This is a genomic window from Salinicoccus roseus, assembly GCF_003814515.1.
GTDB lineage: Bacteria > Bacillota > Bacilli > Staphylococcales > Salinicoccaceae > Salinicoccus > Salinicoccus roseus.
This window is the reverse complement of sequence record NZ_RKQJ01000001.1, coordinates 1,231,917-1,252,785: the sequence shown is the minus strand read 5'-3', so window position 1 is coordinate 1,252,785 and position 20,869 is coordinate 1,231,917. Positions and strand designations below refer to the sequence as shown.

At 51.2% G+C, this 20,869-nt stretch carries 22 protein-coding genes, 1 tRNA gene and 1 pseudogene; 21 read left to right on the top strand and 3 right to left on the bottom strand.

Annotation, left to right across the window (positions count from 1 at the left end; genetic code table 11):
• Positions 1 to 21: 21 nt before the first annotated feature.
• The 8 genes and pseudogenes from hprK to whiA all read left to right on the top strand — a co-directional run bounded on the left by hprK (position 22) and on the right by whiA (position 7,669).
• Positions 22 to 960 (top strand): HPr(Ser) kinase/phosphatase, encoded by a 939-nt coding sequence (gene hprK / locus EDC33_RS06365; protein ID WP_124010547.1) that lies wholly within the window; start codon positions 22 to 24, stop codon positions 958 to 960.
• On the top strand, positions 950 to 1,774 hold the full coding sequence (gene lgt / locus EDC33_RS06360) for a prolipoprotein diacylglyceryl transferase (protein ID WP_124010546.1): 825 nt from the start codon (positions 950 to 952) through the stop codon (positions 1,772 to 1,774). Before hprK ends, lgt begins: the two co-directional genes overlap by 11 nt.
• Before the next feature lie 323 nt (positions 1,775 to 2,097).
• Positions 2,098 to 2,247: pseudogene (locus EDC33_RS12925) on the top strand (DapH/DapD/GlmU-related protein); the annotation flags it as partial.
• A gap of 19 nt (positions 2,248 to 2,266) precedes the next feature.
• Positions 2,267 to 3,685 (top strand): tetratricopeptide repeat protein, encoded by a 1,419-nt coding sequence (locus tag EDC33_RS06350; protein WP_124010545.1) that lies wholly within the window; start codon positions 2,267 to 2,269, stop codon positions 3,683 to 3,685.
• 66 nt (positions 3,686 to 3,751) lie between these two features.
• Positions 3,752 to 4,696 carry a thioredoxin-disulfide reductase gene (trxB, locus tag EDC33_RS06345; RefSeq protein ID WP_040105096.1) on the top strand — a complete coding sequence of 315 codons (945 nt, stop codon included), beginning with the start codon at positions 3,752 to 3,754 and terminating at the stop codon, positions 4,694 to 4,696.
• A 154-nt stretch (positions 4,697 to 4,850) separates the two neighbouring features.
• A complete protein-coding gene (rapZ, locus tag EDC33_RS06340) occupies positions 4,851 to 5,735 on the top strand; it encodes an RNase adapter RapZ (RefSeq protein ID WP_124010544.1) in 885 nt (294 codons plus the stop codon).
• The gene (locus EDC33_RS06335) at positions 5,722 to 6,702 is read left to right on the top strand and encodes a gluconeogenesis factor YvcK family protein (RefSeq protein ID WP_094906677.1); all 981 of its coding nucleotides are present in this window, start codon (positions 5,722 to 5,724) and stop codon (positions 6,700 to 6,702) included. The genes rapZ and EDC33_RS06335 overlap by 14 nt, the downstream gene beginning before the upstream one ends.
• 19 nt (positions 6,703 to 6,721) lie before the next feature.
• On the top strand, positions 6,722 to 7,669 hold the full coding sequence (gene whiA, locus EDC33_RS06330; protein ID WP_040105093.1) for a DNA-binding protein WhiA: 948 nt from the start codon (positions 6,722 to 6,724) through the stop codon (positions 7,667 to 7,669).
• A 43-nt stretch (positions 7,670 to 7,712) separates the two neighbouring features.
• Here whiA and EDC33_RS06325 read toward each other — a convergent pair whose 3' ends face one another.
• The 3 genes from EDC33_RS06325 to clpP all read right to left on the bottom strand — a co-directional run bounded on the left by EDC33_RS06325 (position 7,713) and on the right by clpP (position 9,682).
• Entirely contained in the window at positions 7,713 to 7,961 is a 249-nt protein-coding gene (locus EDC33_RS06325; protein WP_094906676.1) for a PspC domain-containing protein, read from the bottom strand.
• A gap of 72 nt (positions 7,962 to 8,033) precedes the next feature.
• The gene (locus tag EDC33_RS06320) at positions 8,034 to 8,972 is read right to left on the bottom strand and encodes a TIGR01777 family oxidoreductase (RefSeq protein ID WP_094906675.1); all 939 of its coding nucleotides are present in this window, start codon (positions 8,970 to 8,972) and stop codon (positions 8,034 to 8,036) included.
• Positions 8,973 to 9,088: 116 nt separating this feature from the next.
• Positions 9,089 to 9,682 carry an ATP-dependent Clp endopeptidase proteolytic subunit ClpP gene (gene clpP, locus EDC33_RS06315; RefSeq protein ID WP_040105091.1) on the bottom strand — a complete coding sequence of 198 codons (594 nt, stop codon included), beginning with the start codon at positions 9,680 to 9,682 and terminating at the stop codon, positions 9,089 to 9,091.
• 179 nt (positions 9,683 to 9,861) lie between these two features.
• Between clpP and EDC33_RS06310 the strand changes: the two genes are divergently transcribed.
• The 13 genes from EDC33_RS06310 to EDC33_RS06250 all read left to right on the top strand — a co-directional run bounded on the left by EDC33_RS06310 (position 9,862) and on the right by EDC33_RS06250 (position 20,859).
• A tRNA-Arg gene (locus EDC33_RS06310) sits at positions 9,862 to 9,933 on the top strand.
• 18 nt (positions 9,934 to 9,951) lie between these two features.
• A complete protein-coding gene (locus EDC33_RS06305) occupies positions 9,952 to 10,737 on the top strand; it encodes a threonine/serine exporter family protein (protein WP_229716606.1) in 786 nt (261 codons plus the stop codon).
• A 12-nt stretch (positions 10,738 to 10,749) separates the two neighbouring features.
• On the top strand, positions 10,750 to 11,202 hold the full coding sequence (locus tag EDC33_RS06300; protein WP_094906620.1) for a threonine/serine exporter family protein: 453 nt from the start codon (positions 10,750 to 10,752) through the stop codon (positions 11,200 to 11,202).
• 2 nt (positions 11,203 to 11,204) lie between these two features.
• Complete coding sequence (locus EDC33_RS06295; protein WP_040105089.1) at positions 11,205 to 11,465, top strand: glutaredoxin family protein; 261 nt, start codon at positions 11,205 to 11,207, stop codon at positions 11,463 to 11,465.
• A 118-nt stretch (positions 11,466 to 11,583) separates the two neighbouring features.
• Positions 11,584 to 12,603 (top strand): sugar-binding transcriptional regulator, encoded by a 1,020-nt coding sequence (locus EDC33_RS06290; protein WP_094906619.1) that lies wholly within the window; start codon positions 11,584 to 11,586, stop codon positions 12,601 to 12,603.
• A 34-nt stretch (positions 12,604 to 12,637) separates the two neighbouring features.
• Positions 12,638 to 13,645, top strand: coding sequence for a type I glyceraldehyde-3-phosphate dehydrogenase (gene gap / locus EDC33_RS06285; protein ID WP_124010542.1), 1,008 nt, complete (start codon positions 12,638 to 12,640; stop codon positions 13,643 to 13,645).
• 100 nt (positions 13,646 to 13,745) lie between these two features.
• Complete coding sequence (locus tag EDC33_RS06280) at positions 13,746 to 14,933, top strand: phosphoglycerate kinase (protein WP_124010541.1); 1,188 nt, start codon at positions 13,746 to 13,748, stop codon at positions 14,931 to 14,933.
• Positions 14,934 to 14,969: 36 nt separating this feature from the next.
• A complete protein-coding gene (gene tpiA, locus EDC33_RS06275) occupies positions 14,970 to 15,722 on the top strand; it encodes a triose-phosphate isomerase (protein WP_124010540.1) in 753 nt (250 codons plus the stop codon).
• Positions 15,719 to 17,245 carry a 2,3-bisphosphoglycerate-independent phosphoglycerate mutase gene (gene gpmI, locus EDC33_RS06270; RefSeq protein WP_124010539.1) on the top strand — a complete coding sequence of 509 codons (1,527 nt, stop codon included), beginning with the start codon at positions 15,719 to 15,721 and terminating at the stop codon, positions 17,243 to 17,245. Before tpiA ends, gpmI begins: the two co-directional genes overlap by 4 nt.
• Before the next feature lie 63 nt (positions 17,246 to 17,308).
• On the top strand, positions 17,309 to 18,610 hold the full coding sequence (eno, locus tag EDC33_RS06265) for a phosphopyruvate hydratase (RefSeq protein ID WP_124010538.1): 1,302 nt from the start codon (positions 17,309 to 17,311) through the stop codon (positions 18,608 to 18,610).
• Positions 18,611 to 18,715: 105 nt separating this feature from the next.
• Positions 18,716 to 19,684, top strand: coding sequence for a carbohydrate kinase family protein (locus EDC33_RS06260; protein ID WP_094906810.1), 969 nt, complete (start codon positions 18,716 to 18,718; stop codon positions 19,682 to 19,684).
• A 98-nt stretch (positions 19,685 to 19,782) separates the two neighbouring features.
• On the top strand, positions 19,783 to 20,013 hold the full coding sequence (gene secG / locus EDC33_RS06255; protein ID WP_031547522.1) for a preprotein translocase subunit SecG: 231 nt from the start codon (positions 19,783 to 19,785) through the stop codon (positions 20,011 to 20,013).
• A 96-nt stretch (positions 20,014 to 20,109) separates the two neighbouring features.
• Positions 20,110 to 20,859 carry an alpha/beta hydrolase gene (locus EDC33_RS06250; protein ID WP_094906614.1) on the top strand — a complete coding sequence of 250 codons (750 nt, stop codon included), beginning with the start codon at positions 20,110 to 20,112 and terminating at the stop codon, positions 20,857 to 20,859.
• Positions 20,860 to 20,869 lie beyond the last annotated feature (10 nt).

Sequence of the window (20,869 nt, the reverse complement as noted above, 5' to 3'; positions counted from 1 at the left end):
ATAAACAGCCGAGGTGACAAGATGCTTACAGTAAAGAAGATAATAGATAAATTCAATTTGAAACTCATCTCCGGTAACGAAGGGATAGACAAGGAGATCGAGAACATCGATGTATCCCGTCCAGGCCTTGAAGTGGCCGGATACTTCTCCCACTATTCCTCAGACCGCGTCCAGGTGCTTGGAATGACGGAATCCTCATTCTTCGAACGTATGCTCACCGAGGAGGAGCGGGAGGACAGGTCGAAGCGGCTGTGCCGGAAAGAGACCCCGTGCATCATCATCACACGTAATTTGAGCGCCCCCCTTGAGCTGATCGAGGCGTGCAACCAGACGCATACACCTTTGCTGGTTACGGAGGATAATACAACGAACTTCATCAGCCGCATGTCGAATTTCCTTGAAAAGGCGCTGGCACCAGAAACGAACATGCACGGTGTCCTGGTCGACATATACGGCATCGGTGTGCTGATCACCGGGGAAAGCGGTGTCGGCAAAAGCGAGACGGCACTTGAACTCGTAAAGAGCGGGCATCGCCTTGTAGCTGATGATAATGTCGAAATCAAGGAAGTATCCAAGAACGTCCTTATGGGCTCGGCGCCGCCGCTCATCCGCAATCTGCTCGAGATCCGGGGGCTTGGCATCATCAATGTGATGACACTCTTTGGGGCGGGCAGCATACTTGAGGAGAAGCGGGTCATGCTGAATGTCAATCTGGAGACATGGGAGCCCGGCAAGACATATGAACGGCTAGGTCTCGACCAGAAACGGATGCGCATACTCAATGCGGAGATAGACCAGAAGACGATTCCGATCCGTCCCGGACGGAGTCTGGCCGGCATCATAGAGGTTGCAGCGATGAACTACCGGATGCAGTACATGGGGTATGACGCTGCCCAGGAATTCAACGACCGTCTGAACCGTCAGATCCAGGTCAATGGAGGTATGATCGATGATCTTTAATGCCCCCTTCAGCCCCGTCGCTCTAGAACTCGGGCCGCTCAGCATCTACTGGTATGGTGTCATCATCGCCTCCGGGATGCTCATCGGCTACTTCATCGCAGATCGTGAAGCGAACCGCAAAGGTCTGCCCGAAGGGCTCTTCATGGATCTGATGTTCTACATCATCATCGCCTCGATCGTCGGGGCGAGGCTGTATTATGTCGTATTCCAATGGGAGTACTACAGCCAGAATCCGCTCGACATCATCATGGTGAATGAAGGCGGCATGGCGATCCATGGCGGACTCATCGGTGGATTTCTCGCCGGCATCATCTATTGCCGGATAAAAGGCTTCAGTTTCTTCCAGCTTGCAGACATTGCAGCGCCGAGCCTCATACTCGGCCAGGCCATCGGACGCTGGGGGAACTTCATGAACCAGGAAGCCCATGGTGGCGAAGTATCCAGGAGCTTCCTGGAATCCCTGATGCTGCCGGAATGGATCATCAACCAGATGTACATAGACGGTGCCTACTACCACCCGACGTTCCTCTACGAATCGGTGTGGAACATCATCGGTTTCGTCCTGCTCATCCTGCTCCGTCCGAAACTGAAGATCGGTCAGACCATACTGCTCTATCTGGTCTATTATTCAATCGGGCGCTTCTTCATAGAGGGCATGCGCACGGACAGCCTTATGATCGGGGAGAGCCTGCGGACTGCACAGTTCATCTCCATACTGATCATTGTGGCAGCGGCTGCTGTATGGATTTATCGTGAAATGAAATACAAGCTGCCGAGATACAAGGATACAGAAGGTGTATACAAAGGAAGATAGGGGGATGGATCATGAGAAGATTGAAGAGGATCAAGGCGGCCGGGGTCAATCCCCTGTGGAACATGTACCAGACCATCTCCCGATTCAAGGTCGTCAGGAATTTCATCGTCATTGAAATCGGACGCTACTGCCCGTCGACGAAATGGAAGCACAGACTCTACAGCACTCTGCTTGGAATGAAGCTCGGAGATAATGTCTCCCTGGCATTCAAGGCGATGCCGGATCTGATGCATCCCGAGCGTATCTACATTGGCAAAAACAGTATAATCGGGTATAATACAGTAATATTGACTCATGAATATCTGGTGGATGAGTACAGGATCGGAGACGTGCGCATCGGCCACGATACTATGGTGGGAGCGAATGTGACGATTCTGCCTGGTGTGGTGATCGGAGACCACGCCATCATCGGTGCGGGCAGTGTGGTATCGAAAGATGTTCCCGACCATTCAATCTGCTACGGCAACCCGCTTATAGTAAGGAGTAGGAATAATGAATAGGAAAGTGATCCCTTTCGATCAGAATGGAGAGTTCCATTTTAATCAGGGCTTGAAAAAAACAGAACAGAATAAGAAGCAGGCGGCACTGAAGAGTTTTCATAAGGCCTTCGAGCTCGATCAGAACAACTTGGCATACCTTTCCCAGTACGCATACCTGCTTGCTGAAAATGGACGCGGAGCAGAAGCTGAACATATATTGATTAATGCCTTCATTCAGCATCAGTATGATGCTGAATTTTATTTTATACTGAGCCAGCTCTACATCATCATGAACGACCCCAACAAGGCGTTCCTCTTCGGCGTGCAGTACGTCCAGCATGAGCCGGAATCCGGCTATGATGAGGAGCTCGAGCAGATGTTCGAGGTCAGCATCCAGGATGAGGATGAAGTCGAGCGGGAAGCGGTCCGCTTCACAGGCCAGCACCTGTTCCAGCATCTTTTCATGAATGCGCGCATAGAAGAGGCGCTGGACTTCCTTTCCACCATTCCCGAATCGATCCGGGAGGAACGGGAATTCCGCAACCAGAAAGCGATGGCGGCGCTGTTCCTGAACCGCTACGAAGAGGCGCACGAACTGCTTGAACAGCTGCTGAAGGAGGATCGTACGGACATGCACGCCCTCAGCCACATGACACTGCTGTACTATCATACAGGGGAGGAGGAGAAATACAGGACCTTCCTCAAGAAGCTCGAAGTCGTCCAGCCGCTTGATGATGACGATCGCTTCAAGGTCGGGCTCGTCCTCAATTTCCTCCAGCAGTATGAACGATCCTATGAACTGCTGTTCCCACTGTACAAGAAGCAGGCGTTCGTCAGTTTCCAGCTCCTTCATGCACTCAGTCATGCAAGCTATCATATAGGGCATGACGAGGAAGCCCGGATGTTCTGGGAACGGATGCAGACATTCCATCAGGTAAATGAAATATACAGTCCATGGAAGCGCCAGGAGGCAACGCAGCGGATTGCCGATCTTGAGGCATTCTACCTGAAGGATGATGACCCCTATGTGCGTCTGCTCGGTCTATACAAGATCTATAATGTAGTGCCGCGCGATGCCATATTGGGCCACGATGTATGGGAGACGATAGAAGCTTTGGAAGACTATGAGAAACTCTATATCTCCTTCCTCTTCCAGGGACTGAAGCTCGTCCGCCTCGGCCGTATGCATAAAGGGCTTGAAGCCATGCGCCGTGCGGGATACGAAGAGGAGGAGGACCAGCTGGCCTGGATAGAGACGTTCCACGCCCTCTATGAAAGCAAGGTGGAACTTGAGGACATCAATGCCTTCGCAGCAGCCACGCTGTACTTTCATCAGCGCGGCAGGAAACTCACCAAGAAGGCACTCGTCGATGGTTTTGATACGACCCTCTACCGCCTGAACAAGGCGCTCGAGAAGGTCAAGCAGATTTGATGAAAAATCGGACGATAGCCCTTATAATATTTGATAGCTGATACAGAAGAAAAGGAGTTTTATCTCATGACTGAAGAAAATATCTATGATGTCGTCATCATCGGTGCAGGACCGGCAGGTATGACGGCTGCCGTCTATGCTTCCCGTGCCAACCTGAAGACGGTCATGCTGGAACGCGGCATGCCGGGCGGCCAGATGGCCAACACTGAAGAAGTGGAGAACTTCCCTGGATTTGATTTCATCACGGGTCCGGAGCTGTCCACGAAAATGTTCGAGCACTCCCAGAAGTTCGGTGCCGAATATAAATACGGAGACATCAAATCCGTAGAGGATAAAGGCGACTACAAAGTATTGAAGACCGGCAGCGAAGACATCCTTACACGTACGATTATCATTGCGACGGGTGCTGAATACAAGAAGGTCGGCGTCGACGGCGAGGATGCCCTCGGCGGCCGCGGCGTCAGCTACTGTGCCGTATGTGACGGTGCCTTCTTCAAGGAGAAGGAGCTTGTCGTCATCGGCGGCGGGGACTCCGCAGTCGAAGAAGGTGTATTCCTGACCAAGTTTGCCAGCAAAGTGACCATCGTACACAGAAGGGATCAGCTGCGTGCGCAGAAGATCCTTCAGGACCGTGCATTCAAGAACGATAAGATCGAGTTCATCTGGGACACTGAAATCCAGTCCATCAATGGGGACAGCAGAGTGGAAAGCGTCACGCTGCTCGACAAGAATACGGGTTCCAAATACGAGTATGATGCAGACGGCGTCTTCATCTATGTCGGCATGAAGCCTCTGACAGCCCCATTTGAGGGTCTCGGTATACTCAATACACTTGGGTATGTGGAAACCAATGATGAAATGGAAACATCCATCCCGGGCATCTTTGCAGCAGGGGATGTGCGCAACAAGACGCTGCGCCAGATCGTTACAGCTACAGGCGACGGCAGCATTGCTGCACAGAATGCACAGCATTATATCGAAAAGCTTGCAGATATGCAGGAAAGCAAATAGCAGCTTCCCCAAGGACATCTCCCTTGGGGATTTTTTTGAGCCATTCGATTGAAAACAGCACATATAGGGCGTATCATATAATATTGCTACAAAGCTTCAGGCGTGGTTTAATTGAGGGAAAAGAAAGACGAAAAAGACAAGAGGATGTGGAGCAATGAAGCAGCTGATTATTGTAACGGGAATGAGCGGTGCCGGGAAATCCGTAGCCATCGAAGCATTGGAGGACATAGGATATTTCTGCATCGACAACCTGCCGCCGATCCTACTGCAGAAGGTTGTGGAACTGATGGAGACGACTGATGGTCAGATGGACCGTGTCGGCCTTGGCATCGACCTTAGGGGCAAGGAGTTCTTCGACCACCTTGTGGCCGAAATCGAAAAGATAGGGGACCATCCCAACCTGGCCCTTGAAATCATTTTTATAGATGCAGCCGACGACCGCCTCGTTACACGGTATAAAGAGACACGGCGCGCCCATCCTCTCGACAATGAAGCGAACCTTCTGGATTCCATCACAAAGGAGCGGGAGCTGTTGAGTGACCTGAAAGGGCGGGCCACCCACATCATCGATACGACACAGACGACCCCGAAAGAGCTCAGGGGCATGATGTTCGATATGTCCGCCGGTGAAAACCGCTCCGTCTTCAACGTCAATGTGATGAGCTTCGGCTTCAAGCACGGCATACCGATCGATGCGGATCTTGTATTCGATGTGAGGTTCCTTCCGAATCCACACTATGTCGATGCACTCAGGCCCTATACGGGACTCGACAAGCCTGTAGCCGACTATGTCATGAAGTGGAAGGAAACGAAGACCTTCTATGCGAAATTCTATGACCTCATCAAATACATGCTCCCCCAGTTCATGAAGGAAGGGAAGTCGCAGCTTGTCATCGCAATCGGATGCACAGGCGGTCAGCATCGCTCGGTGACGCTTGCTGAAAAACTGGTCAGGGACCTCAGCGACGATTTTGATTTTGCTATCCGCGCAGTCCACAGGGACGCGCCGGTTGAAGGTACGGAAAATGAAGAAGATTAGGATCACACTGGTCGGTGGTGGTACGGGCCTGAGCGTACTGGCCAGGGGGCTCAGGAAGTATCCTGTGGATATTTCCGCAATAGTCTCCGTTGCCGATGATGGGGGTTCGACGGGATTGATAAGGGACCAGATCGATATGCCTGCACCGGGGGATATCAGGAACGTGCTGACAGCCCTGAGTGATGTGGAGACGAAGCTTGAGAACCTTTTTGCCTACCGCTTCAAAAAGGAAGCGCTTGGTGGTCACGCCCTCGGCAACCTGATGCTCGCTGCGATGTATGATATGACTGGGGATTTCGCCGTGGCGGTCAAGGAACTGAGCAAGATATTGAACGTGAAGGGTACGGTGATTCCATCCACGAACATCAGTCCGAAGCTCGCAGCACGCATGGAGGACAATTCGATCATCGTGGGGGAGAGCTATATTCCGGAAGTGAAGCAGAAGATAGAGGAAGTCTATCTTATACCTAATGACACCGTGGCGACGCCGGAGGCGATAGAAGCCATCAAGGCGTCCGATGTCATCGTCTTCGGGCCTGGAAGCCTGTACACCAGCATCATCCCGAACCTGCTTCCTGAAGGGATGCGGGAAGCGGTGGAGGATGCCAAAGGCATCAAGGTCTATGTATCCAACATAATGACGCAGATGGGTGAGACGCTCGGGTATTCCGCAGCCGATCACCTGGAAGCGATCAACAGGCATATGGGCAGCAACGTCGTCGATTTCATCATCCTGAACGAAGAGGACATCAAGGGCCGTGTGTCCGACTACTACAGCCGGAACGATATGACGACAGTTGAAAGCGACAGGGAGCGTCTGAAGGAGATGGGGGCCACAGTGGTCACAGACGATCATCTGGTCCAGATCGATGAAGAGGGCGCCGTGCGCCACAACAACAAAGTGCTGGCAGAGATCATATACGATATTGCACTCAAGGAAATCAGCACGCTTCAATATAAGAAATAAACGATAAGGGCGTGATTGCATGTCATTTGCTTCCGAGATGAAGAATGAATTGACAAGAATCGAAGTGGATACGTGCTGCATGAAAAGTGAACTTTCTGCACTCATCAAGATGAATGGGGCACTCAGCCATTTCAATGGGGAATGGATCATCAATATCCAGACCGAAAATGCCGCCATCGCAAGGCGTATATTTTCACTGATACGGAATCTCTACGGTGTCGAGATAGAACTGCTTGTCCGCAGGAAGATGAAGCTGAAGAAGAACAATGTCTACATCTCCCGCATAAAGAAGGACAGCCGGAAGGTGCTGGAGGATCTTGATATCATGAAGGGCGGCGTACTCTCACATGAAATCAGCGATTCGGTCAAGGAGAAGGAGTGCTGCATCCGCAGCTATCTGCGCGGGGCCTTCCTGGCTGGGGGGTCTGTAAACAATCCCGAAACTTCAGCCTATCATCTGGAAATATTCTCGCTGTATGAAGAACATGCACAAAGCCTCACAGAACTGATGAATGGATATCAGCTCAATGCGAAGTTCATCGAAAGGAAACGCGGCTATATCACCTATCTCAAGGAAGCGGAGAAGATTGCTGAATTTCTAAGCCTGATCGGCGGCTACCAGGCCCTCCTTAAATTCGAGGATATCCGCATCGTCAGGGACATGAGGAATTCAGTCAACCGTCTCGTCAATTGTGAAACGGCGAACCTCAACAAGACGATCAGCGCTGCCATGCGTCAGGTGGAAAACATCCAGTTCATCGATGAGGAGATCGGCCTTGACGAATTGCCGGAGCGGCTTCGGGAGATTGCCAGGCTGCGTGTGGAACATCAGGACGTCTCCTTGAAGGAGCTTGGAGAAATGATGTCCACAGGCGTCATTTCAAAATCAGGTGTGAACCACCGCCTCAGAAAGCTTGATAAGATTGCAGACAAGCTTAGAAGCGGCGAAGAGGTCACCTTCAAATAAAAATGCTTGTACTCGATGATGAGTACAAGCATTTTTGCATGGATCAGAATGAATCGGAATCGAAAGGTTCGCTGGGGCGTCCGGTAGTACGGCCGGTTTCATCATCGGTCGGCATGATGAAGCCGACGATGAAGTACAGTACTACAAGGAAGATGTTCATTGTCGCCACAGTCAGTACCACGAAGATGATCCGCAGTATCGTCGAGTCGATGCCGGTCCGTTCGCCAAGGCCGCCGAATACTCCCATGATATAGGAGTCGGTTGAGGAGCGTACAAGTTTCCTATTGTCCATATACAATCTCCTTTCTAAAGCGCCTCAATTATACCACTTGCTGATGGGGGGATAAAAAGATTAGTGTTCCAATCAGCCGACGGTCTTCTTCTTGTCCTCAAGGTCGAATATATCCTCGAGTGCAATTTCAAGGGTCGGGAAAAGGAATTTGAAGTCGTTTTCCATCAGCACCTCAGGGAGTACATACTGTCCCTTCAAGATGAGGAGTGACTGTTCCCCGAGCAGTTTCTCTATCACGAATGCCGGTGTTTTGATGAAATCCGGACGACCGAGTGCGGAACTCAAGTATTTTGAGAACTGCTTCTGTCTGAGCGGCATGGGCGCGGTGAAGTTGACCGGTCCTGAGATTTCCGAGTGTACCGCCACATAGAGGAGGGCGTTCAGGAGATCATCAATATGGATCCAGCTGTACCACTGCTCACCACTTCCCAGGGGCCCGCCGGCCCCCAGCCTATAGGGGATGCTCATCTTCGGCAGTGCCCCTTCCTCGGCGTCAAGTATAAGGCCGAATCGTGCACATACGACACGGACGCCCAAATCTTCGAACTTCTCCGCCTCGCCTTCCCAGGCCACAATCACCCTGGAGAGGAAATCATGGGGCGCAAACTGATCCGCTTCAGTATAACGGACACTTTTGCTGACCGGATAGTAGCCGATGGCACTGGCATTGACGAGCACTTTCGGGGTGATGTCCGCCTGTTCCACCCAGCGCCTGAGCATGCGGGTGACAGTCACTCTTGAATTGAATATTTCCTCCTTGTGTTCATCACTCCATTTCTCCTGAAGCGAAGCGCCGGCCAGATTGTAGATGGCGTCCACCTTGAGCGGCATATCCTCCATCCAGGAATCATCTTCCGGATGATCCGGGTCATACTGTATATAATGCACGAAAGGGTGGTCCGAATTACGGTCACTGCGGCTGAGTATATAGACGTGGTCCTGCTCCTGCTTCAATATATCCGTCAGCCTGGAACCGACGAAACCTGAACCGCCTGTTATCAATATATTCATATCATCACGCTCCTTAGTGTCTTTATAGCCTTTAAAGTATATGTATAATCAGGATTCACCCAAAAAAAGAAAGCGTCGGGAGAAAATCTCTCCCGACGCTTTCCATCTGGAACGGATCAGCCTTTAAGCTTTTCAGGCTCCATCACTTCGTCCACGAGGCCGTATTCCTTAGCTTCTTCCGCTGTCATGAAGAAGTCGCGGTCCGTATCCCTTTCGATCTTGTCCAGAGGCTGGTCGGTGCGCTCGGCAAGGATCTTATTAAGTTTCTCGCGTGTTCTCAGGATGTGCTTGGCTGCGATCTCTATTTCTGTCGCCTGACCCTGCGCCCCGCCGAGCGGCTGGTGGATCATGACTTCAGCATTAGGCAGTGCGAACCTTTTGCCCTTGGCACCTGCAGCGAGCAGGAATGAGCCCATGGATGCCGCCATGCCGAGGCAGATCGTCTGTACATCCGGTTTGATGTGCTGGATCGTATCATAGATCGCCATGCCGGCAGTCACACTGCCGCCTGGGGAATTGATATAGAGGAATATATCCTTTTCCGGATCCTGTGCCTGCAGGAAGAGCAGCTGGCTGACGACGGAGTTCGCTACGTTGTCGTCGATGCCTGTGCCGATCATGATGATCCTGTCCTTGAGCAGTCTAGAGTAGATATCATAGGCACGTTCTCCGCGGTTTGTCTGTTCAATTACTGTAGGTATTAAGTTCATTGTATTACCTCCTGGGAATATGATTGCTATCATTCACTAATTCATTTATACCACATTAGTCAAATTAGGTCAAAAGAAAAACATCTGCTATAAAGAGTAAAATTAAGCCTTTAATTCATTTGAAATTATTGCTATACTTGTATATGCTTTATTAAGAAATATTAATATGATTTTATCATACCCCCGTGGTGTAATGGATAACACGTAAGATTCCGGTTCTTGAGATGGGAGTTCGATTCTCTCCGGGGGTGTCAATCGAGGTGGGCCGTGTGAGTGGCGAACTTGAGGTTATAGAAGCTCCAGATGAAGTCCTTGGCGAAGATTTTGTACGCGATGTATTCTACATTGCGATCAATTGCGGGAAGATGCTGTTGGAGAGTGGAGCTGAAACATACCGTATTGAAGATACGATGCTGCGCATCGCTTCGAACTATGGTATTGAAAATGCCCAGGTTTTCGTCACTCCCACGGTCATTATTTTTTCCCTGAACGATTATGCGCTGACCCAGACGCTGCGTATCGAGGAACGGTCCAACAATCTGGAGAAGGTCATGGTCGTCAACGAGCTGTCCAGGAGGATTTCCGACGGGCTGCCTTTGAAGCAGGCGATAAGGGGAATGGAAAAGATACATAATACGCGGTTTTTCCCACTGTGGCTCCTCGTCCTCTCGGGCGGCGTCATCGGCATCATGTTCCTGCTGCTTTTCGAGGGGATCGCAAGGGATATTCCGGCTGCCTTCATAGGAGGTGCCGGAGGCGTCTTCCTGATGGAGGGCATCCAGCGTTATACACGGGTCCAGTTCTTCACAGAGTTCTTCGCAGCGCTCTATATAGCGACGGTGACAGTCATCTTTGTCGAGCTCGGGTATGGCATCATGCTGGATACTATCATCATCGCCAGCGTCATGCCGCTTGTTCCGGGCGTGCTCATCACGAATGCCATCAGGGAAATGATCCGTGGCCATCTGATGGCTGGCATCATGAAGGGCGCTGAAGCCGGCCTGACTGCGATTGCCATCGGTGCGGGTGTCGGACTCGTATTGATGCTGGTATAGGAGGGGATGCTGTTGATCTATTTCTATCAATTCGTACTCAGCTTTTTTGCATCCGCCAGCTTCGGTGTGCTCTTCAATGCGCCGAGGAATGCGCTCATCAGCTGCGGTACCACAGGTGCTTTCGGCTGGATCGTCTTCTACCTGTTCAGGGAGGGTGGGACGGATCTCGTCCTTTCCTCCTTTCTGGGTGCGCTGATACTCTCCGCCATCGCCATCCTGAATTCCAGGCGCAGGAAGATGCCGATCATCCTGTTCATCACATGTGGGATCATCCCGCTCGTCCCTGGTGGATTGGCATATGATGCGATGCGCCACGTAGTATTAAATGAATATATGACCGCTTTGGAGTATGGATTCGAAGCTGCACTGATTTCGCTTGCCATCGCCATGGGCATCATCAGTACCGAGATGGCCGACCAGGTTCTGCAGACGATCAGAAGGAAATTGAAGAGAGAAGAGGTATAAATGTGCTTGAACTGACATATTATACGAGGGAACGGTGTTCTTTATGCGACGAAGGGATAGAGCAGATAAAGCTTGCCCTGTCGGAACTCAGATACAGTGATGTAAAGATGCGGAGCATCGACATCGATCAGGATGATGCACTCCAGGAGGAGTATATGATCCGGGTCCCTGTACTCATGCACGAAGGGCAGGTCATCCAGGAGGGCATCATAGATTTTGTATACGTCTATGATTATCTTAAGGATATTGTGGGTAAAGAATAGAATAACGCAATAGAAATAATTGCATTCTTTAATATTTATGATATATTAAATGATGTAATTATTTTTTGTCCCTTGTGGGACGTAATACGTCTCACTTTGACGAGAGGTGTTGAGTCTCATGTGGCAGAAACTGTTGGACATCCAGAAACGCATCGCCCCGGAAGTTGTCCTGGAATTGCAGAAGCGCTCCAGCATACTCAAGCAGATTGAAGCCCATCAGCCGATAGGGCGCCGGACACTTTCGAGGAAATTGAACATGACGGAAAGAGTTTTAAGGAAAGAAGTGGATTCGCTTTATGCCCTGGGGTTGATAGATATAGATAAAAAAGGCATATCCATCTCCCAATCGGGTATTGAAGTATTGCGGGATTTATCCCCCTACATGACCACGTTGGACAGAAGAACCGATCTTGCGCGCAGACTCAGGGACAAATATGGGCTGCAGGATTTCTTCATCATCCGTGGTGATGCAGACGAAAGTCCTGAACTTCAGCAGGAATTGGCGAAGCTCATGGCCGAGGAATTCCAGAAGATGCTCTTCAATGGTGCAGTCATTTCCGTGACGGGCGGCTCTACGATGGCCAATGTCGGGAAGTACCTGCACCCCGCAGATGAAAAGCTGCTGTTCGTTCCGGCACGTGGCGGACTTGGTGAGGAACTGGGCAACCAGGCGAACTCGATAGCGAGCCGGCTGGCTTCAGCAACCGGTGGTGAACACAAGGTGCTTTATGCCCCGGACAACGTCGGTGAAAGTGCACTTGAATCGTTGAAGGCCGAGCCATCCGTAAAGGAAATCGCTGAACTGAACAGGCAATCGCACTATGTCATCCATGGCATCGGAGAAGCCTTTACGATGGCCGAGCGGCGCAATGTGGACGACGAGACGCTCGCCGGGTTGAAGGATAGCGGCGCAGTGGGTGAAGCCTTCGGCTATTATTTCGACAAAGAGGGGGACATCGTCCGAAAAGTCAAAACAATCGGCCTCCAGCTCGAAGATCTGGAAAGCAAGAAGGCCATTCTGGCCGTAGCTGGCGGCAGCAGCAAGAAAGAGGCGGTCAGAGCCTACATGAAGATGGCACCCAGGAATACCGTGCTTTTTATTGATGAGACCATCGCAGAATTTTTATTGGACAGTTAAATAATAATGATATATGAAATCAAGGAGGACATAAATTATGGTTAGAGTAGCAATTAATGGATTCGGACGCATCGGCAGATTGGCGGCAAGGGAAATTCTGAACTATGACGATATGGAAGTGGTGGCAGTAAACGACCTTACAGATGACGATTTTCTCGCGCACCTCTTCAAATATGATTCCACTCAAGGACGCTTCGAAGGTGAAGTTGAGCAGATTGACGGTGGATTCAAAATCAATGGCAAGGAAATCAAATCCTTCAATAGAAAAGATCCTGCAGAACTTCCTTGGGGAGATCTCGATATCGATATCGTCCTGGAATGTACTGGTTTCTTCACCAATGAAGAAGATGCAAGAAAACACCTTGATGCAGGCGCCAAGAAAGTACTCATCTCCGCTCCCGGCAAAGGCGATATGAAAACGATCGTATACGGTGTGAACGAAGATGTACTCGATGGTTCTGAAGAGGTAGTTTCAGCTGCATCCTGTACAACAAACTGTCTCGCTCCGGTCGTTAAGGTGCTCAATGACAAATACGGCATCCAACGCGGCCTGATGACGACGATCCACGCCTATACAGGTGACCAGAACACACTGGATGCGCCACACGCGAAAGGCGACTACCGTCGTGCCCGTGCAGCAGCAGAGAACATCGTGCCAAACTCCACAGGTGCTGCAAAGGCGATCGGCCTCGTGCTTCCTGAACTCGATGGCAAGCTCGATGGCGGTGCGCAGCGTGTACCGGTAAAATCAGGTTCGCTCACTGAAGTGACGGCAGTACTCAATGAGACGGTCACTGCAGAAGACGTCAACGAAGCGATGAAGGCAGCCAAGAACCCTTCATTCGGCTATACTGAAGATCAGATTGTATCTACTGATGTCATCGGAATCAAAGAAGGTTCCCTGTTCGATGCCACACAGACACGTGTCATCGATGTCGACGGAAAACAGCTTGTACGTGCAGTAGCATGGTACGACAATGAAATGTCCTACACTGCCCAGCTTGTAAGAACACTGAACCACATGGTGACGAACAATAAGTAATGCCGATGAATAAACGGGCGGGGAACCGCCCGTTTTTATTTTATTCCCATTTACATATGGGTATAATAAGAATGGACAGAAAAGTATAGGAGGCATGGCAATGAAGAAGACTGTAGAAGATGTAGAACTGAAAGGCAGGAAGGTGCTTCTCCGCGCTGATTTGAACGTTCCGATGTCAGACGGGGAGATCACGAATGACAACCGTATCGTACAGGCGCTTCCGACGATTAAGTATGTACTTGAGCAGGGCGGAAGGGTCATCCTCTTCTCCCACCTCGGGAAAGTGAAGAGCGAGGAGGACAAGAAGGATAAGACGCTCCAGCCTGTAGCCGAAAGATTGGCTGAACTGCTCGACAAGGATGTACCCTTTGTTCCGCATACACGTGGAGATGCCCTTGAACAGGCGATCGACAAGCTTGAGGACGGGGAACTTCTGATGTTTGAAAATACCCGTTTTGAAGATATCGACGGGAAGAAGGAAAGCGGCAACGATGCAGAGCTCGGAAAATACTGGGCTTCCCTTGGGGATGTCTTCGTCAACGACGCATTTGGTACGGCCCACAGGAGCCATGCTTCCAATGTCGGCATCGGTTCGAACATTGAAACGGTATCCGGCTACCTCATGCAGAAGGAGATAGACTTCATCGGCGGCGCCATCGATTCACCGGAGCGTCCATTCGTAGCCATCCTCGGAGGTGCCAAAGTCTCCGACAAGATCGGTGTCATCAAGAACGTGCTCGACAAGGCGGACAAGGTGATCATCGGCGGCGGTATGGCCTACACTTTCCTTAAGGCACAGGGCAAGGAAATCGGCAATTCTCTGCTTGAAGCGGACAAGGTGGAACTTGCAAAATCCCTCCTTGAAGAAGCTGGCGATAAGATTGTGCTTCCGATTGATATCGTAGTGGCAGAAGATTTTGATGCCGATGCCAAGCACAGGACCGTCTCTGTAGATGAAATCCCTTCAGATATGGAAGGGCTCGACATTGGAGAGGACACGGTGACCAACTTCAAGGAAGTGCTTCAAGGTGCAAGGACCGTCGTATGGAACGGGCCGATGGGCGTGTTCGAAATGGAGAACTTCGCCAAAGGGACGATTGGTGTATGCAAGGCGATAGCGGAACTTACAGATGCCAAGACGATCATCGGCGGCGGCGATTCCGCAGCAGCAGCCATGGACTTGGGATATGCGGATGACTTCTCCCACATTTCCACAGGAGGCGGCGCTTCGCTCGAATATCTCGAAGGCAAGGAACTGCCGGGACTTTCCGTCATAGACGATAAATAGGTATGGACTGATTTTATAATATGAGGAGGAAGATTTATGAGGACCCCATTTATAGCAGGCAACTGGAAGATGAACAAGACGATTTCTGAAGGTGAGGCGTTCATCGATGCACTCGGCGACCTGCCGAAGAAAAGTGAGGTCGAAAGTGCGGTATGTGCACCGTTCATCCACCTCCCTTCCCTCGTTGAGAAGACGAAAGGAATGGAACTGGGTGTAGGTGCTGAGAACAGCCACTTTGAGGACAGCGGTGCATATACGGGTGAAGTATCCCCGGCCATGCTGGAGGACCTCGGCGTGGATTATGTCATCATCGGCCACTCCGAGCGCAGGGAGCACTTCAATGAAACGGATGCGGACATCAACAAGAAGGCGCATGCGCTCCATTCCAAAGGTCTCGTGCCGATCATCTGCTGCGGCGAATCAGATGAGGAACGCGAGTCGGGCAAGGCGGCCGACAAGGTCAAGGATCAGGTGACACAGGCACTTGAAGGCCTCGATGCCGGACAGGTCAAGAAGTCGGTCATCGCCTATGAACCGATCTGGGCGATCGGTACAGGCAAATCCGCAACCAGCGACGATGCCAATGAAATGTGCGGCGTCATCCGTGAAACGGTCGCTTCACTATATGACCAGGAGACTGCAGATGCAATCCGCATCCAATACGGCGGTTCCGTAAAGCCTGGGAACATCAAGGAGTATATGGCACAGGAGCATATCGATGGTGCATTGGTCGGCGGTGCCTCACTGGAACCCGAGTCCTTCGTTCAACTGTTGGAAGGTGCTAAATGATGGCAAAACCAGTAGGTCTCATCATCCTCGATGGCTTCGCCAACAGGGATGAAGTGAAAGGAAACGCCGTTAAGGCGGCCAACAAACCGAACTTCGACCGCTATTTCAATAAATATCCGCATAATGAACTCAGTGCCTGCGGTCTTGATGTCGGTCTGCCGGAAGGGCAGATGGGCAACTCGGAAGTCGGGCATCTGAACATCGGTGCGGGCCGCGTCGTCTATCAGAGCCTGACGAGGATCAACAAGTCCATAGAGGATGGGGATTTCTTCCGCAATGAAGTATTGCTTGATGCTATGGATCATGTGAATGAGAATGACAGTGCCCTGCATGTGATGGGCCTGCTCAGTGACGGCGGGGTGCATTCCCATTATGAGCATCTGTTCGCTATCCTCAGGATGGCCAAGGAGAAAGGCCTGAAGAATGTCTATGTACACGCATTCCTCGATGGCCGTGATGTCAATCAGGAATCCGCCATCAACTATGTCAAAGAGTCGGAAAAGCGCTTTGAGGAAATCGGCATCGGTGAATTTGCCACAGTCAGCGGCCGTTATTACGCCATGGACCGGGACAAGCGCTGGGATCGTGAGGAGCTCGCATATCAGGCGATGTCGAATGGTGTCGGTGAAAGGTTCGATAATGCTGAAGAAGGCATCCGTGCGAGCTATGAAGAAGGCATCCATGACGAGTTCGTCAAGCCCTTCATCGTATTCGGCCAGGACGGCGACTACGACCGCGGCATCATGAATAATGATGCAGTCATCTTCTACAATTTCCGTCCCGACCGTGCAGCCCAGCTGTCCGAAGTGTATACCAATGAGGAGTTCATGGGCTTCGAAATCGAGGAGAAGTATTCGGACTTGAAATTCGTCACCTTCACAAAATACAGTGACAATGTAGTGGCGGATGTCGTCTTTGAAAAGGATGACATCATCAACACGATAGGGGAAGTCGTCTCCAAGGCGGGCAAGAGACAGTTGCGCATTGCAGAGACGGAAAAGTACCCGCATGTGACCTATTTCATGAGCGGGGGACGGCACAATGAATTCGACGGTGAGCGCCGTGCGCTGATCGATTCCCCGAAAGTGCCGACCTATGATCTCCAGCCCGAAATGAGCGCCTACGAAGTGAGGGACCGCTGCATGGATGAGCTTGCCAAGGAAGACCTCGACCTCGTCATCCTGAACTTTGCCAACCCGGACATGGTCGGACACAGCGGCAAGCTGGAGCCGACCGTCAAGGCGATTGAAGCAGTGGATGAGTGTCTCGGCCCGATCGTCGATGAGATACTCGCCCAGGGCGGTACAGCAATCATCACCGCAGACCACGGCAACTCCGACGAAGTCACGACCATCGAAGGGGAACCGATGACTGCGCATACTACAAACCCTGTGCCGGTCATCGTCACCAAAGAGGGCGTGGAAGTGGGAAGCGGCCGTCTGGCCGACCTTGCCCCAACCCTCCTCGACCTGATGGGCATCGATAAGCCGGAAGAAATGACAGGTGAAAGTCTAATCAGATAGTTGTTGCCGGAAAGGTATCCTTTCCTGACAAATATATAAACCAACACAAAAGGAGACATTGATATGCCATTAATTACAGATGTTTATGCACGCGAAGTCCTCGATTCCCGCGGGAATCCGACAGTTGAGGTGGAAGTATTGACGGAAAGCGGCGCCTTTGGACGTGCACTCGTCCCTTCAGGTGCCTCCACAGGAGAATATGAAGCTGTCGAACTGCGTGACGGCGATGACACACGTTACGTCGGAAAAGGTGTCGAAGAAGCAGTCGAGAACGTCAATGAAGTCATCGGGCCTGAACTTGTAGATGGCGACTTCAGTGTACTCGAGCAGGTATCGATCGATAAGATGATGATCGCACTCGATGGTACTGAAAATAAAGGGAAGCTCGGCGCCAATGCCATCCTCGGAGTTTCAATGGCCGTAGCGAAAGCTGCAGCGGATCTCCTCGGCCAGCCCCTCTATAAATATCTGGGCGGCTTCGGTGCTGTGCAGCTTCCAGTACCGATGATGAACATCATCAACGGCGGAGAGCACGCAGACAACAACGTCGATATCCAGGAATTCATGATCATGCCTGTCGGCGCAGAGTCATTCAAGGAAGGCCTCCGCATGGGAGCTGAAATCTTCCATAACCTGAAGAAGGTGCTGAAGGATAAAGGCTACAACACTGGTGTTGGTGATGAAGGTGGATTCGCACCGAACCTTGGATCCAATGAAGAGGCGCTGTCAACAATCATTGAAGCAGTGGAGAAGGCAGGATATAAACCAGGCGACCAGATCCGTCTCGCAATGGATGCCGCTTCCAGTGAGTTCTATGATGCAAAAACAGGCAAATATGAACTCAAAGGTGAAGGCAAATCCTACACATCTGAAGAGATGGTCAACTGGTATGCAGAAATGATCGAGAAATACCCGATCATCTCCATCGAGGATGGCCTGGATGAAAACGACTGGGAAGGTACGCGCCTGCTCACCGAGAAGCTTGGTGACAAGGTACAGCTCGTCGGCGATGATCTCTTCGTGACGAACACGACGAAACTTGCCCGCGCAATCAATGAAGGTGTCGGCAATGCCATCCTGATCAAGGTCAACCAGATCGGAACGCTGACAGAAACATTTGAAGCGATTGAAATGGCAAAACGTGCCGGCTACACAGCCGTCATCTCCCACCGCTCTGGCGAAACGGAAGATACGACGATTGCAGACATCGCTGTTGCGGTCAATGCCGGACAGATCAAGACAGGTGCACCATCCCGTACGGACCGGGTGGCGAAGTACAATCAGCTGCTCAGGATTGAAGACGAACTGTTCGAAACGGCAAAATACGAAGGACTCTCCTCCTTCTATAATCTGGACAAGAAGTAGTACAGATCATAGCCTCCCTGCCAGGGGAGGCTTTTTTTATGGAGAAACCGCTGCCGCTCATATGATATAATTCTCGCAACAAGCATAAGAATGGAGATGGTGATGTTGAAACGCCTTTATACTATCGGAGAAGCACTGATCGATTTCATACCTTCAGAAAAGGGGAGGAAGCTGAAGGATGTCGATGGCTTCGAGCCACAGGTCGGGGGTGCACCGGCGAATGTCGCTGCGGCACATGCGATACTCGGCGGGGAATCCCATCTTCTGACACAGCTCGGCACAGACGCATTCGGTGACCGTATACTGGAACTCCTTGAAGCGAAGGGGGTACATACGGCGTACATCACCCGGACACATGAAGCGAATACGGGACTTGCCTTCGTCTCTCTTGATGAGGCGGGGAACAGGGACTTTTCGTTCTACAGGAACCCTTCGGCCGATCTTCTATATGACAGTGCGGCAGTCAGCGGAATCGACTTCGCGAAGTCCGACATCCTGCATTTCTGTTCGGTCGACCTTGTGGAGAGTGTCATGAAGGAGACACACCGGACGGTGATCCAGAAGGTGAAGGAGGCGGGCGGCACCATCGTCTTCGATCCGAACATCCGCCTGCCGCTGTGGGAAGATGAAGAGGCGTGCCGGAAAGCGGTGCGTGAATTCATGGGTTTTGCCGATATCATAAAGGTGTCGGATGAAGAGCTTGAGTTCATCACCGGAATCAGTAGGGAATCCACTGCCCTGGGCGCACTTTTCACAGGGGATACAGAAGCCGTCATCTATACGAAAGGGCCGCTTGGCAGTGAGATACTCTTCAGGGAAGGCGGACGCTGTGAGCATCCGGGCTTTGAAGTGGAGACCATCGATACGACCGGCGCAGGGGATGCATTCATAGGGGCAGTGCTCCGTAAGCTTTCCTCGGACTCCGGGTCCGCCCTTGAAACCCTGAGGCAGAACGGCCCGGAGGTGCTCCGCTTTGCGAATGCAGTCGGTGCCCTCTCCACATCTAAAAGAGGCGCCATCACGAGCATCCCTGAACAGGGGGAAGTTGAAGCGTTCATCAGGGACTGCAGGTAGGTGGACGGAAGGGCACTGCGGTTGCTCTTCCCAGTTTGCAATCACCCGTCATATCTGATAAAATGCATAATGTTAATATCATTCGGAGGGATTACCACATGCAAACACTACTGGTCGTGCTATTGATTATCGTTTGTATATCTTTAATTGCAGTGGTATTGCTACAGTCAGGGAAAAGCGCCGGCCTCTCAGGTGCAATCGGTGGCGGTGCAGAGCAATTATTTGGTAAACAGAAAGCGCGTGGCATGGATCTTATACTTCATAGGGCAACCGTCATTCTATCATTGTTGTTCTTCCTGATCATGCTGCTGCTCACATATTTAAGCTAATATATGAAGCTCCCTATGTCATAGGGGGTTTTTATTTTTATAAGCACGATTTTTAAAGTACAATGAAATTAATGAATTGAAAGTAGGGTATAAATAATGAAGATTCAGTTACCGCAGCCATTCTTCTTCGAGGAGGGGGAGCAGGCGGTCCTGCTGCTCCATGGATTCACCGGCAATTCATCGGATGTAAGGCAGCTCGGACGCCATCTCCAGAAGCAGGGGATCACTTCCTATGCCCCCCATTACGAAGGGCATGCCGAACCCCCGGAGAACCTTCTGAAGTCAAGCCCGCACGTATGGTGGGCCCAGGTGCTTGAAGCCTATGATTTCCTGGTGGATAAGGGATATGAAAAGATATTCGTAGCCGGCCTTTCACTCGGTGGTGTATTTGCACTGCGTCTTGCGACAGTGCGTGATGTAGTGGGCGTTTCGACCATCTGCAGCCCGATGTACCTCAAGGATCGCGAAACGATGTATGAGGGTGTGCTTGAATACGCACGGGGATTCAAGAAGATGGAAGGCAAGTCGGAAGGGGAGATCGAGCGTGAAATGGCGGCATTCGAACCGACCGTCATGCTGGATGAGGTCAGGGATATGATCGAGACGGCAAAAGACAGTCTGCCGGATGTGCATGTACCGCTCTTCATCGCCCAATCTGAAAAGGATGAAATGATCAATCCGGATTCGGCGAACATCATCCATGACGAGTCCGGGACTGAAGAAGATGAGAAGCAGCTGAAGTGGTACCCGGAATCAGGGCATGTACTGACGATAGATAAAGAGAAGAAGGAACTGTTCGAAGATATACACGCATTTATGAACCAGTTGGACTGGAATGAGCAATAGGAGGCATATT

Excerpts from the sequence above, each read along its gene's own strand:
- hprK (WP_124010547.1), top strand. The coding sequence starts at position 22 with ATGCTTACAGTAAAGAAGATAATAGATAAATTCAATTTGAAACTCATC.
- lgt (WP_124010546.1), top strand. The coding sequence starts at position 950 with ATGATCTTTAATGCCCCCTTCAGCCCCGTCGCTCTAGAACTCGGGCCG.
- EDC33_RS06350 (WP_124010545.1), top strand. The coding sequence starts at position 2,267 with ATGAATAGGAAAGTGATCCCTTTCGATCAGAATGGAGAGTTCCATTTT.
- trxB (WP_040105096.1), top strand. The coding sequence starts at position 3,752 with ATGACTGAAGAAAATATCTATGATGTCGTCATCATCGGTGCAGGACCG.
- rapZ (WP_124010544.1), top strand. The coding sequence starts at position 4,851 with ATGAAGCAGCTGATTATTGTAACGGGAATGAGCGGTGCCGGGAAATCC.
- EDC33_RS06335 (WP_094906677.1), top strand. The coding sequence starts at position 5,722 with ATGAAGAAGATTAGGATCACACTGGTCGGTGGTGGTACGGGCCTGAGC.
- whiA (WP_040105093.1), top strand. The coding sequence starts at position 6,722 with ATGTCATTTGCTTCCGAGATGAAGAATGAATTGACAAGAATCGAAGTG.
- EDC33_RS06325 (WP_094906676.1), bottom strand. The coding sequence starts at position 7,961 with ATGGACAATAGGAAACTTGTACGCTCCTCAACCGACTCCTATATCATG.
- EDC33_RS06320 (WP_094906675.1), bottom strand. The coding sequence starts at position 8,972 with ATGAATATATTGATAACAGGCGGTTCAGGTTTCGTCGGTTCCAGGCTG.
- clpP (WP_040105091.1), bottom strand. The coding sequence starts at position 9,682 with ATGAACTTAATACCTACAGTAATTGAACAGACAAACCGCGGAGAACGT.
- EDC33_RS06290 (WP_094906619.1), top strand. The coding sequence starts at position 11,584 with ATGTGGCAGAAACTGTTGGACATCCAGAAACGCATCGCCCCGGAAGTT.
- EDC33_RS06280 (WP_124010541.1), top strand. The coding sequence starts at position 13,746 with ATGAAGAAGACTGTAGAAGATGTAGAACTGAAAGGCAGGAAGGTGCTT.
- tpiA (WP_124010540.1), top strand. The coding sequence starts at position 14,970 with ATGAGGACCCCATTTATAGCAGGCAACTGGAAGATGAACAAGACGATT.
- gpmI (WP_124010539.1), top strand. The coding sequence starts at position 15,719 with ATGATGGCAAAACCAGTAGGTCTCATCATCCTCGATGGCTTCGCCAAC.
- eno (WP_124010538.1), top strand. The coding sequence starts at position 17,309 with ATGCCATTAATTACAGATGTTTATGCACGCGAAGTCCTCGATTCCCGC.
- secG (WP_031547522.1), top strand. The coding sequence starts at position 19,783 with ATGCAAACACTACTGGTCGTGCTATTGATTATCGTTTGTATATCTTTA.
- EDC33_RS06250 (WP_094906614.1), top strand. The coding sequence starts at position 20,110 with ATGAAGATTCAGTTACCGCAGCCATTCTTCTTCGAGGAGGGGGAGCAG.